9 protein-coding genes are annotated in these 13,420 nt (G+C 59.3%); 6 read left to right on the top strand and 3 right to left on the bottom strand.

From position 1 onward, the window contains the following. Positions 1 to 105: 105 nt before the first annotated feature. From glgB to glgP, 3 genes are read left to right on the top strand one after another with little or no spacing between them, the layout of a single operon-like run. On the top strand, positions 106 to 1,992 hold the full coding sequence (gene glgB, locus MLC70_RS01670) for a 1,4-alpha-glucan branching protein GlgB (protein ID WP_248181227.1): 1,887 nt from the start codon (positions 106 to 108) through the stop codon (positions 1,990 to 1,992). After that, positions 1,989 to 3,455, top strand: coding sequence for a glycogen synthase GlgA (glgA, locus tag MLC70_RS01665; protein WP_248181225.1), 1,467 nt, complete (start codon positions 1,989 to 1,991; stop codon positions 3,453 to 3,455). The genes glgB and glgA overlap by 4 nt, the downstream gene beginning before the upstream one ends. A 29-nt stretch (positions 3,456 to 3,484) precedes the next feature. Further along, complete coding sequence (gene glgP / locus MLC70_RS01660; protein WP_248181223.1) at positions 3,485 to 6,055, top strand: alpha-glucan family phosphorylase; 2,571 nt, start codon at positions 3,485 to 3,487, stop codon at positions 6,053 to 6,055. 17 nt (positions 6,056 to 6,072) lie between these two features. On the opposite strand, the gene MLC70_RS01655 is transcribed toward glgP, so the two are convergent. Next, the gene (locus tag MLC70_RS01655) at positions 6,073 to 6,738 is read right to left on the bottom strand and encodes an alpha/beta hydrolase (protein WP_282448233.1); all 666 of its coding nucleotides are present in this window, start codon (positions 6,736 to 6,738) and stop codon (positions 6,073 to 6,075) included. A gap of 3 nt (positions 6,739 to 6,741) precedes the next feature. Beyond that, positions 6,742 to 7,944, bottom strand: coding sequence for a 1-acyl-sn-glycerol-3-phosphate acyltransferase (locus MLC70_RS01650; protein WP_248181220.1), 1,203 nt, complete (start codon positions 7,942 to 7,944; stop codon positions 6,742 to 6,744). A gap of 142 nt (positions 7,945 to 8,086) precedes the next feature. Between MLC70_RS01650 and recQ the strand changes: the two genes are divergently transcribed. After that, on the top strand, positions 8,087 to 9,982 hold the full coding sequence (gene recQ, locus MLC70_RS01645; protein ID WP_248181219.1) for a DNA helicase RecQ: 1,896 nt from the start codon (positions 8,087 to 8,089) through the stop codon (positions 9,980 to 9,982). Here the strand turns inward: recQ and MLC70_RS01640 are convergent. Further along, positions 9,969 to 10,520, bottom strand: a complete 552-nt coding sequence (locus MLC70_RS01640) for a PaaI family thioesterase (RefSeq protein ID WP_248181217.1) — start codon at positions 10,518 to 10,520, stop codon at positions 9,969 to 9,971. The genes recQ and MLC70_RS01640 overlap by 14 nt on opposite strands. Before the next feature lie 192 nt (positions 10,521 to 10,712). On the opposite strand from MLC70_RS01640, the gene MLC70_RS01635 reads away from it, so the two are divergent. Next, entirely contained in the window at positions 10,713 to 11,666 is a 954-nt protein-coding gene (locus MLC70_RS01635; RefSeq protein ID WP_248181216.1) for a hypothetical protein, read from the top strand. A 173-nt stretch (positions 11,667 to 11,839) separates the two neighbouring features. Beyond that, entirely contained in the window at positions 11,840 to 13,360 is a 1,521-nt protein-coding gene (locus tag MLC70_RS01630; RefSeq protein WP_248181214.1) for a bifunctional GNAT family N-acetyltransferase/carbon-nitrogen hydrolase family protein, read from the top strand. Positions 13,361 to 13,420 lie beyond the last annotated feature (60 nt).

The raw sequence follows: 13,420 nt of genomic DNA, 5'->3' as shown, positions 1-13,420 counted from the left end.
TCGACAACATGACGAAAACTTGTCGCTGATCATTATTTGATCAGCCTGATTGGCGTCCAATGGATCGGAACCAGAAACAGAACACGTCGGGAAGCTCTTCGGACTATGGAAAGCCCAAGCCTCAGCGAATTCGACCTGCACCTTTTCGGACAGGGAAAGCATTGGCACATCTATAACGTGCTGGGCGCTCACCTTTGCCGCTACGGTGGTGACGAAGGCGTGCGGTTTGCAGTCTGGGCGCCCGCTGCGCAAGCCGTCAGTGTGATCGGTGATTTTAACGGCTGGCAGCCAGGCGCTGACCCGTTGCATAAGCGCCAGGACAGTGGTGTCTGGGAGTGTTTCCGGCCGCAGCTGGCTGCAGGTGCCCTCTACAAATACGCCATTACCATCGGCGACGGTGAACAACTGATCAAGACCGACCCCTACGGTCAAGCCTTCGAACCCCGGCCGGCGACGGCAGCGGTGGTGACTCAGCGTAGTCGTTTCAGCTGGGGCGATGGTGATTGGCTGGCCCATCGCAACTGCTGGAACTGGCGGGATCAGCCACTCTCGATCTACGAAGTACACGCCGGCTCCTGGCGGCTTCACGGGTCAGGGCGCTGGCTGAATTACCGCGAACTGGCCGACCAGCTGGTGCCCTACGTGCGGGACATGGGCTTCACCCACATCGAGTTGTTGCCGATTACCGAGCACCCCCTTGATGAATCCTGGGGCTATCAGACAACCGGGTACTATGCGCCCACAAGCCGGTTCGGCACACCGGACGATTTTCGCTATTTCGTGGACTGCTGCCACCGCAACCACCTCGGGGTGTTGCTCGATTGGGTGCCCGGCCATTTTCCCAAGGATACCCACGCCCTGGCGCGGTTTGACGGTTCCGCTCTGTACGAACATGAGGACCCCCGCCAGGGCGAGCACCAGGACTGGGGCACCCTGATCTACAACTACGCCCGCCATGAAGTGCGCAACTTTCTGATTGGCAGTGCGCTGTTCTGGCTGGACACCTTTCACATTGACGGTCTGCGGGTGGATGCGGTGGCGTCGATGTTATATCTGAACTACTCCCGCGACGAGGGCGACTGGCTGCCGAACATCCACGGTGGCCACGAAAATCTCGAGGCGATCGAATTCCTGCGGGAACTGAACCAGATCTGCCGCGAGCGCTACCCCGGCACCATGATCATGGCTGAGGAGTCCACCTCGTGGCCCCAGGTCACGCGACCGGAATCGGTGGGTGGGCTGGGATTTTGCCTGAAATGGAACATGGGATGGATGCACGACACCCTGGATTATCTCAGCCAGGATCCGGTATTCCGGCAATACCACCACGACAAGCTCACGTTCGGCGTGTTGTACGCGTTCAGTGAGAGCTTTCTGCTGCCCCTGTCGCACGATGAGGTTGTGCACGAGAAAGCCAGCCTGCTGAACAAGATGCCCGGAGATGACTGGCAGCAAAGGGCCAACCTGCGGCTGTTGCTCACTTATCTGTTTACCTACCCTGGCGCGAAGTTGCTGTTCATGGGCGGTGAGTTCGGCCAGCGCCGGGAATGGAGCGAAAAACGGGAGCTGGACTGGTCACTGCTTGAGCAGGACGAGCACCTGGGCCTGCAACAGCTGGTGCGGGATCTTAACTACCTGCTGAAAGAACAGCCGGCCCTGCACCGGGCCAATTACCGACCCGATGGCTTTGCCTGGATCGACTGTCACGATTCCACCCAGTCAGTGATCAGCTTCCTCAGGCAGGCAGAGGCACAACGGGTCATCGTCATCATTAATTTTACACCGTTGCCCCGATACCATTACCGGGTTGGCGTGCCCAGCTCCGGTGTCTGGACTGAGCGACTGAACTCTGATTCCGTATACTACGGCGGCAGCAATCTGGGGAATCCGTTGCCGCTCACCGCGGACTCACAGCCCTGGATGGGACAGGCCCAGTCCATCGCGCTCACCCTGCCCCCGCTGGGTGCGGTGGTGTTGGAGCAGCCATTGTGACCAGGGTGCTTTTTGTGACCAGTGAGGTGCACCCGGTGATCAAGACCGGCGGGCTCGCGGACGTGTCTGCTAGTTTGCCGGAAGCCCTGTGCACGATGGATCACGACGTGCAGATAGTTCTCCCCGGCTACCCCGAAGCAATGGCGGTGGCCGTTGCCAGCGGTGCTTGCCGGAGGGCGCAGCTGAATGTCGAGAGCTACGATGTGACACTCTGGCAGACACGGTTACCCGGCACCGCTGTCGTGTTGTGGCTGGTGGATTGCCAGCCTCTGTTTAACCGCCCGGGTAGCCCCTACCAGAACGCCGAAGGCCAGGATTGGGCGGATAACGCCCAGCGTTACTGTCTGTTCGCCCGGGTCTCAGCGCGGATGGCGCTTGGCCAGGCTGGCCTTGACTGGGTGCCGGACCTGGTGCACTGCAACGACTGGCAGAGCGGGCTGGTCCCCGTGTTTCTGAGTAACACTCGCCAGCGACCGGCAACGGTGTTCACCATCCACAACCTGGCGTACCAGGGGCTCTTCTCCCACGGCGTCTTCCGGGCCCTGGAGTTACCAGACGCGCTCTGGCGTTTCGATCGGCTGGAATTTCACGACCAACTGTCCTTTCTCAAGGGCGGGCTGGTGTTCAGCGACCTCCTGACCACGGTCAGCCCCGGATACGCCCGGGAAATCTGCCAACCGGAGCTGGGCTGCGGCCTGGATGGGCTGCTCCGCTACCGGCATCCGGCCCTCACCGGCATTCTCAACGGGATCGATACCCGCCACTGGGATCCGCAAACCGACCCGCTCCTGGACCATCATTACAGTGCCCGGTCTCTGGGAAACAAGCGGCTATGCCGACGGGATCTGCAGCGGCAGGTCGGTCTCGACACCAACTTCGAGGGCCCGATACTGGGTTTTATCGGGCGGATGGTGGAGCAAAAAGGCATCGATCTGTTGCTGGCCGTTCTGCCGGAGTTACTGCACAGCGGTTGCCAGTGCGTAATTCTGGGCTCGGGTATGCGTGACTACGAACAGGCTGCGCTCGATCTGGCCGAACACCATCCCGGACAGCTGTCGGTGACACTCGGCTTTGACGAAACCCTGGCCCACCGCATCACTGCCGGCATCGACCTTTTCATCATGCCGTCACGGTTCGAGCCTTGCGGGCTCAACCAGATGTACAGCATGCGCTACGGCACCGTACCTGTGGTACACCGGGTGGGCGGATTGGCTGATACGGTGTTCGACCCGCAAACCGCGAGCGCCGATCAGGCGAACGGATTTACCTTCAGCAAACCGGAACCCCCGGCCCTGTGTGCGGCAATCGACCGGGCGCTGGACGCTTTCCGGGATCCGAAAACCTGGCGCAAGCTGCAACGCAACGGTATGGCCGGTGACTATTCCTGGCAGACCCGCGCCTGGGAATACACCAACATCTACCGCCAGGCTCTGGCCGCCCGCCAGAGCACGGATGATGACTAACGGGGCAGCCCCTGTGGGAGGCGACAATCATGCACAACGCCACTGAATTCAAACTGGAAGCCCGGCCTACCATCCCTGAGGCACTCACCCGCCTGGACGAGCTGGCCAACGATCTTTTCTGCAGCTGGGATCACGGTGTTCGAAGCCTGTTTGCGCGGATTGACCTGCGGTTGTGGCAGAAAGTGGCGCACAACCCGAAGCTGTTTCTGCGGCGGGTTGCGCAGAACCGCCTGGAAGAAGCGGCCGAAGATCGCGCCTTTCTCTCCGAGTATCGCCGCATACTGAGCAGTTACGATGCTTATCTGGACGCCGAACCCGGGCCGGAGGTAACCACCCGCCTGGATCCTGACACCGCGCTGGTGGCGTATTTCTGCGCTGAATTCGGCTTTCACGAGAGCTTTCCGATCTACTCCGGAGGGTTGGGGATTCTCGCCGGTGACCATTGCAAGGCCGCCAGTGACCTGGGGCTGCCGTTCGTGGCGGTAGGCCTGTTGTATCAGCAAGGCTATTTTATCCAGACCATCGATGCCCAAGGGCAGCAGATTGCTCGCTACCAGTCCCATTACAGCCACGAACTGCCCATATCACTGGTCGAACAGGAAGGTGAGCCGCTGCGGGTATCCGTGCCCTTCCCGGGCCGCCTTGTTCACGCCAGGGTCTGGGAAGCCCGGGTCGGCCATATCCGGCTATATCTGCTGGACACCCACGTTGAGGAAAATACGGTTGGTGACCGGGAACTGACCCTGCAGCTGTACGGTGGTGATGAAACCACCCGCATCAGCCAGGAGATGGTGCTGGGTATTGGCGGAGCTCGGGTGCTGAGCGCTCTCGGCCTCTGCCCCACGGTCTGGCACATTAACGAGGGGCACGCCGCTTTTCTGATCCTCGAGCGTTGCCGCCAGGCCATGGCTGACGGCCTGTCCTTTGAAGCGGCGCTGGAGCTCAATGCCGGCGCCACACTGTTTACGACTCACACGCCGGTGCCGGCGGGCCACGATATTTTTCCCCGCGCACTGGTTCAGCATCATCTCGCTGCTTACCTCGCCGAGACGGGCCTGGAGTTCGAGTCGGTTTTCCAGTTGGGCTCCAAATCCTCCGGCGACTCCTTCAACATGACCAGTCTGGGCTTACGTGGGTCCCGGTTTCATAACGGGGTCAGCCGGATTCATGGCGGGGTTGCGTCTGGTATGGAGGGTGACATCTGGCCCCAGGTGCCGGCTAGAGAGAACCCCATGGGCTTCATCACCAACGGTGTGCATGTGCCGACGTTCCTGGCACCGGAATGGTCCAGCCTGTTCGATATCCAGGCCCCGACCTGGAAAAGCGAGTTGCGGAATACGGAGTTCTGGGAGTTCATCGACCGGATCCCCGATTACCATTACTGGAGCGTGCACAAGGCGCTCAAGCAGCAGATGGGTGATTACATTGTTCGCTGTCTCAAGCGCCAGCATCGGCGCAACGGCACTGGTCACTCGGTAACCGAACGCATGACGCGTCAATTGGTGTCGCCGGAAAAAGACACCATGGTGATCGGGTTCGCCCGCCGCTTTGCCACGTACAAGCGCGCCACGCTGATTTTTTCGGATCTCGACCGTCTGGAACGTCTGCTTACTGACCCTGAACGCCCGGTGGTGCTGGTGTTCGCCGGCAAGGCGCATCCCAAGGACAAACCCGGGCAACAGCTGATTCGTGTGATCCACGACCTGTCGATGCAACCGGCGCTGATGGGGCACGTCATCCTGCTGGAAGATTACGACCAGGCGATGGCCCGACGACTGCTCAGTGGCGTGGATGTGTGGCTGAATACGCCGGAATACCCCAAGGAAGCGAGCGGCACCTCCGGTGAGAAAGCCGCGCTGAACGGCGCCCTCAACCTGAGTGTGCTGGATGGCTGGTGGGGCGAGGGCTATAACGGCAAGAATGGTTGGGCAATCAACCCCCGCAGCACGGAACTTGACCTGGAATTTCGCAATCAGGAGGAAGCCCGTGACCTGCTGGATCTGATTGAGTTCGAGATTGTGCCGCTCTATTACAACCGCGCCTCCCAGGGCTATTCCAAAGGCTGGGTCCAGCGATCAAAAGCGTCCATGAAGACCATTACGCCAAGGTTCAACAGCCAGCGAATGGTGATGGACTACGTCGAGCGGTATTACCGGCCTGCCACAATGCAAGGCATAAAGCTGGCCGCAGACAGCAGCCGGTTGGCCATCGAACTGGCGGAATGGAAGCAGCGGGTCCGACAGGACTGGGCCGGGGTGTCCCTGTCGGTCAACCAGTGTGTCGCCGCAACCTGTCTCCACGATGAAGAAATCTCGCTGTCGGTCAATGTTCAGCTCAATGGTCTGTGGCCGGAGGATGTGCGGGTAGAGTGTCTGGTGACGGCGGAATGCACCGGCACCCACGACTGCCCGGGCCCGGATCGGTTCCTGCTTCAGCACAACACAGCGACTAATACCGACGCGGACACCGGAGGGGCAACGGTATTCTCAACGCGGATTCTGCCCCCCTATCCTGGACTGCAATCACTGCGCATCCGCGTTTACCCCTACCACCAGGGGTTGACCCACCCGCTGGAGATGGGGGCCATGGTCTGGTTGTGAGCCCGAGGTGCGTGTCGTCAGAGTGCGTGCTGCTCGATAAAGCGGCCGATGTCCTGGATCTCTTCAAGGCAGACACTGTGCTCCATCGGGAAGGTTTCGTAGCGTGGCTGGAATCCCATTGCTTCCAGTTGCTGCACACTTCGGCGCCCCAGGGATTCCGGAACAACCGGATCAAACGTACCATGGTAAACATTGATGGGCAGGCCGGCGTTCGCCTTTGATGGCTCCACCGTTTTTGCGGTTGCAAAATAGGTAGACAGAGCGAGGATTCCGGCCAGACGCTGGGGATAACTCAGGCCCAGTTCGTAGGCCACGGCGCCACCCTGGGAGAACCCGGCAATCACAATGTTCGCCGCCGGGATACCCCGTTCGATCTCACGGTCGATCATCCGGGCGACGGCGGCGGCAGACACTTTCAGCTGTGCTGTATCCACTACCCGGTCAATGTTCATGCCCTTGATGTCATACCAGCCGGGCATGATCATGCCGCCGTTGATGGTAATCGGCAGCTCCGGGGCATGGGGGAACAGGAACCGGACAGCCGCGTCGGCGGGCAGGCCCAGTTCGGGAACCACCGGCTCGAAATCATGACCGCTGGCGCCCAGCCCGTGCAGCCAGATCACGGCAGCGGTGGGGTTCGGATTGGTTTCCAGTTCGATGTACTTCAGTTCCGGCACAAACATACCTCAATCGTCAGTTTGGTGATCGGCTGCTGGCTCACTGGCCTGCAGCGCAGTGACCACCGGGTTGGCATACATGTCCAGCAGATACGGCCGGATGGTCGGTTCGCAGTGCTCGAGCCGGCGCTCCATCTCGGACTCCGCGGCCTCAAATTCCGCCGGTGACCAGGCTTCCGCGGTAACCACCGCATCGGTCACGGTATCTGGCGTGGTGTGGGCCTGGGGATGAATGCCCCGTTGCCGGTGAGCCACCAGATTGGACGCATGCAGGTGGTAGTTGGCGTGCATTTCCCGGTCTATGCGGGCAGCCAGATCCCTGGCGTTACCCGGCGAATCGGCGATCGGGGCACCGAAGTGCACGTGCACGTGGCCCTTGAATCCTGTCAGCCCCTTCATGATCTGTTTAGTGTCCTCTCCCGGCGCCTTGGTGTAGCTGCCGGTGCGGGCGCGGGTTTCCAGCTCCTTCGCCTTGTCGACGTCACAGGGGTCGTACTCGTAAGCGATGGAGACCGGCACAATGTGGAGGCGATTCATGGCTTCCGCGAAATCCAGGCCGCTTTTCTTCTTACTCATGTAGAACATCTTGATGATAGCCGGATCGGTAACGTCGAGGCCGTCTTTGGCGCGCCCCTCCCGCTGGGCTATCCAGATGCTGTGATTGGTATCAATGCTGTGATTGATGAATCCGGACAGCATGATGTAAGCGTCACGCATTTCCCGTGGGCTGGTCATGTTGCGGCGCACCACGAAACTCTTGTTCAGCCGCATCATCTCGGCAAACACCCGATTCGCCAACAGGTTGTCGCCAATCGCAATGCGGGTGGTGTTGAACCCATTGGCATAAAGCAGGTAGTTCACCACCATGGGATCGAACACGATGTCGCGGTGATTGGAGATGAACAGGTGGGCACTGTGCTTGTCGAGATTTTCCAGCCCGCTTTGAGTCACCCGGGTGGTGGTATGATCCACCAGTTCGCTGACGTGACCGGACACCTTGGACTGCAGATCATCCACCCGCTGCAGATGCCCGAAATTGCTGACCAGCCAACGCTTGATCCAGACCCTCACCAGCGCCGGCGCCCAACGGGCCAAAGCGGGGGATTTGAAACGGGCAATCATGTCGAGAAATTCCGGATCATTCACCAGGCGCTGGATGGCAGAGCCGGTTTCTTCGTCCGAATAGGGACGGATGGCGTCAAATTCCTGCATGGAGTTCCTGTTGTTTTCGGTGTCAGTCAAGGGCTGAACTTCGGGGGCGATGACCCTGAAAATCGCGATATTGTAGCGTTTATCCACGGCATTTGCCTCAACTGAGCTGGCGAATCTGGTATCATTTCGCACTTCGCATTGTATGGCAGCGACCCTTTCCGCATCCCGGCACTGGCAATCCATGGACTTCGATCAGCTCAGCACAGAACGCCCGACCCTCTCCCTCAAAGACCCCGAGCAGGTTCTGCACGAGGTGTTCGGCTATGAAACGTTCCGCCCGCTGCAGGGCGACATCATTCGTGAAGTGGTCAGTGGCGGCGATGCCCTGGTACTGATGCCCACTGGCGGTGGTAAATCCCTTTGCTATCAGGTGCCCGCGCTGGTCCGTCCGGGTACGGCGGTGGTGATATCCCCGCTGATCGCGCTGATGCAGGATCAGGTTGCCGCCCTGAACGAGCTCGGCGTTCGCGCCGCGTTTCTGAACTCCACCATGGATTACGCCCAGGCCCGCGACACCGAAAACGCGCTGATGACCGGCGAGCTCGACCTGCTGTACTGCGCGCCGGAACGTCTTATCCAGCCGCGCACCCGGGATCTGTTGCACGATGCGTCCATTTCCCTGTTTGCCATTGACGAAGCCCACTGTGTCTCTCAGTGGGGCCACGATTTCCGCTCAGATTATCTGGAGCTGAGCCTGTTGGCGCGGGAGTTCCCCACGGTGCCGCGGATTGCCTTGACCGCAACCGCCGATGAACGCACCCGACAGGAGATTGCCGAGCGTTTATCACTCACCGAGGCCCGCCACTTTGTCAGCGGGTTCGATCGCCCGAACATTCAATATCGGATATCCCCGAAAACAAATGCAAACAAGCAGTTGCTGGACTTTATTAAAGCAGAACATGATGATGACTGTGGCATTGTGTACTGTATGTCCCGGAACAAGGTAGACGCAACCGCGCGCATGTTGTCGGACAAAGGCTACACCGCTCTGCCCTACCACGCCGGCCTGAATGCGCCTGAGCGGGCGCGGAATCAGGAACGTTTTCTGCGGGAAGACGGAGTCATCGTAGTGGCCACCATTGCCTTCGGCATGGGTATCGACAAGCCCGACGTGCGGTTCGTGGCGCACCTGGACCTGCCGAAAAGCCTTGAGGCCTATTACCAGGAGACCGGCCGGGCCGGTCGGGACGGCAAGCCCTCCACAGCCTGGATGGTCTACGGGCTGCAGGATGTTATCAAGCTGCGCCAGATGCTCGAAGGGTCCATGGGGAACGATCAGTTCAAACGGGTTGAACGCCAGAAGCTGGATGCCATGCTCGGATTGTGTGAAGTGACCAGCTGTCGGCGGCAGGTGCTGCTCCGGTACTTTGGCGACACTCTGGATGAGCCCTGCGGCAACTGCGACACCTGTCTCGTGCCGCCGGATACCTGGGATGGCACCGTGGCGGTGCAGAAGGCCCTGTCTTGCGTATTCAGAACCGGGCAACGCTATGGCGTGACCTACCTGATCGATGTCCTGCGAGGCTCCGACAACGAGCGCGTACGCCAGTTCGGCCACGACAAGGTGTCCACCTTTGGTATCGGCACGGAACTGTCCGCCAATGACTGGAAATCGGTCTTTCGCCAACTGGTGGCCAACGGCTACTTGCGGGCGGACCCGGAGGGCTACGGCTCTTTGCAACTCACCGAGCAGTGCCGCCCCCTGCTCAAGGGTGAGCAACCCATCCAGCTTCGTAAGGACCCGGTACCGGTGAAGTCCTCAGGGCGCTCGGGCTCCGGCAGTGCGAAGGCGAAGATCAGTGACCAGATTACCGACCAGGCCGGATGGGAAGCCCTGCGAGCCTGTCGCAAGGCACTGGCGGACAAACAGGGCGTGCCGCCCTACGTGATTTTCCACGACACCACCCTGTTTGACATGCTCGAACGGCGGCCCACTACGCTCTCAGAACTGGCTGAAGTGAACGGCGTGGGCACCGCAAAACTGGAAAAATACGGCGAGATTTTTCTGCAGACGCTGGGCGATCTCAGCGAGGCGTGAAGCCCTTCTTGCGAACCCGATACTGGGCAATGGACGTGGCCACGTGATTGCCTTCGTTGTCATACAGCATGCCCTCGAGGGCAAATGCGGCACGGCCGGTTTCATCGGCTTCGGCCTTGATCGCCCTCACGGTGTCTGAATCCAGCTCGAAGGTCACGGTGACATCCGAGTTTGCAGGATGCAGGAATTGCAGGGTCATCTCTTTCAGAATCGGCGTGTATGCCGGCCCAAGATCGAATAACGTCAGCACGCCTCCGGGAATTTCCGCCACCAGGAAATAGGCGCCCGCGTACAGGCTACCAAAGTGGTTTTTGTTTCCCTTTAGCCGAATTCGTGCCTTGACGAACCCGGGGCGAACCTCCTCAACACTGAACCCGTTTCGCGGCGCAAATGGGATGGCCAGACCAATAATCCGGTTTACCGCCGCGTAGCCGCTGGTTTTCTTCAGCCATGCAACGGGATTGGTGATCGGTGCCCTGGGATCACTGCTGGATACCCACTGTCCGGTAGCGCCTATAAGGCTGTCAATGAATGCCATGATGCTGTATTCCGTTAAGTGCGGGGATAGAGGCCATTGCGGCGAGTGATGGAATGATTGCAGGCCGGTTCCGGGTTTCGCAAGCGTCTTTTACAGTTTTTTAGAATTAGGCACAGTTACATCTGCGAATTATGTTCTAAACTGCGTGAAAACGACGATCCCGCAATCCGGAAGCAGGGAGAAAAGCCAAGCATGGCCAGCTATTCCGACAGTCCTCGGTGCTGGAGAAAACCCGCCGTGCGCGTTGCACTGGTGCTGGCGTTGTCTTTTTTTCTGTTGGAGCCCGTCGCCGCGGCTGTGTCTGCTGCAGACAAGTACCAGCCCCCACCGGTGCGGGAATACAAACTCTGGTACCGAAACTTTGACAGCCCGGCCATTCTGGCACTGCTTCAGCTTGCGCTTGCCAAGACACCGGAATACGGCGACTTCCGCGTCGTACGTAGTGTTGAGATGGGTCAGGGGCGCGTGCTGCGCGAGATGGCAGAATCCCGCAGCAAGCTGATCGACATTGCCAACGTGGCCAGCAGTCGGGAGCGGGAGTCGGCGTTACTGGCAATCCCGATCCCCATTGATGGCGGCCTCCTGGGATTCCGGGTATGCGTTGTACGCCCTCATTCCCTACCCCTGTTCGATGGTGTGAAATCCGTGGAGGACATACGGGACCGGGGCATCCGCATTGGGCAGGGTCTGCACTGGCCGGACACCGACATTCTGGAAGTCAATGACATTCCGGTCGTTACACATACCCGCTATGAGATTCTGTTCCGGATGTTACGGAATGATCGCTTCGACTGCTTTGCCCGCGGCGTCAGTGAGGTCACGTTCGATCTCGCGATCGAGGACGACCCCGATCTGGTGATCGAGCCTACCCTCCTGCTCGCCTACCCTATGCCTTCCTATTTCTTTACCGCACCGGACGACTACCTGACAGCTCACCGGGTTCAGCTTGGCATGGAGCGGGCCATTGTGGACGGCAGCTTCGGCCACTTCCTGAGAACGTACTACGGTAAGCCACTTGAGGAACTCGCCCTGGACCAGCGCAACGTTGTGGTGCTGCGCAACCCCTTCCTGAGCGAGGAATCCCGCACCATCGGCCGCCAGACTCTCAGCAACCTCCGCCGGCGGCTGGAAGTATTCAGCCGCTGATGCCGCGTGACAGGCTCTGGTGCATGAGCAGGATAATCAAGGAAGTTATGTAAGTCTTTCCGTCCTTTATGCGAAGTCTTTAGTGCCATCTGTTAAAATCGGACAGATCGCTGACCCTGATACCTCTGTATCGGGCGTGAACTTCTCATTCTTTTGCCGGGAGCCTCCCTGTTATGGCCCATGAAGAGCTGCACCTTAATCTCCGCAATCTTACCCTGGATGATTACGACCAGCTTCAACAGCTGATGGATCGCATTTACGACGATATCGGTGGTGCCTGGCCGAGAGACACCATCAAAGCGCTGGTGGAGCAGTTTCCCGACGGCCAGATCTGCATCGAGGATTCCGGTGAACTGATCGCTGTAGCGCTGACCGTTTGCGTCAAGTACGAGCGCTTCAGCAACCCCCACACCTACGACGATCTGATTCTGCGCAACGAGAAAATCTGGCACAACGCGAAGGGAGATTCTCTGTACGGTCTTGATGTATTCATTCACCCGGAGTACCGGGGCTACCGTCTGGGCCGGCGGCTTTACGAGGCCCGCAAGGAACTGTGCCGTTCCATGAACCTGCGCGCGATCCTTGCCGGCGGCCGCATTCCCAATTTCCACAAGTATTCCGAGCAGTACTCGCCGGCTGAGTACATCCAGCGTGTCGACCGCAAGGAAATCTACGACCCAATCCTGACGTTTCAGCTCTCCAACGACTTCCAGGTCACCCGCCTGATGCACAAGTATTTGCCGGAAGATGAGAAGTCGCTGGGCTACGCTACCCTGCTGGAATGGCGAAACATTCTGTACACTCCGCCTACGTCGGTGCTGAGTACCAAGAAAACCCAGGTGCGCCTGGGCGCGGTGCAGTGGCAGATGCGGGAATTCACCTCTGTGGACGAAGTGTTGAAGCAGGTGGAATACTTTGTCGACGCCCTCTCTGACTACAAGAGCGACTTTGCGCTGTTCCCGGAATTTTTCAATGCGCCGCTGATGGGCCTGACCGACCAGATGGACCAGACCCGGGCCATCCGGTTCCTGGCCGGCTTTACCGAGCAATTCCGCAACGAGATGTCGGAGATGGCGGTGAGCTACAACATCAACATCATTACCGGCTCTATGCCGCTGCTGGAGAATGACCGGGTCTACAACGTGTCATACCTCTGCCATCGGGACGGCCGGGTGGATGAACAACGGAAAATCCACATCACCCCCCACGAGCGCAGAGACTGGGTCATAGAAGGGGGTGACAAGTTCCAGGTGTTTGATACAGACGCCGGTCGGGTGGCTATCATGATCTGTTACGACATCGAATTCCCGGAGCTTGGGCGCATTGCGGCAAGCCAGGAAGTCGACATCATCTGCGTGCCATTCTGGACCGACACCAAGAACGGGTATCTGCGGGTTCGCCATTGTGGTCAGGCCCGTGCCATCGAGAACGAGTGCTATGTGGTGATCACCGGCAGTGTCGGCAACCTGCCAAAGGTAGAAAATCTGGACGTCCAGTATGCCCAGTCTTCCGTATTTTCACCCTCGGACTTCGCCTTCCCCCACGATGCGGTGATGGCAGAGACCACCCCGAACACAGAAATGATCATGTTTTCCGACATGGATCTGGAGAAGTTGAAGCTGGTACGCAACGAGGGGTCCGTGACCAACCTGAAGGATCGGCGTACCGACATGTATGAGATCAAAACCCGGTAAGTTGGCCTGGCATGAGGCCTGTGGCAGTTGATGAGTTGCCTGAGCGTTTCATTGTATGGC

It is taken from the genome of Marinobacter goseongensis (assembly GCF_023156235.1).
Taxonomy (GTDB): domain Bacteria; phylum Pseudomonadota; class Gammaproteobacteria; order Pseudomonadales; family Oleiphilaceae; genus Marinobacter; species Marinobacter goseongensis.
The sequence above is the reverse complement of the archived record's forward strand: the minus strand, read 5'-3'. Positions and strand labels throughout refer to the sequence as shown.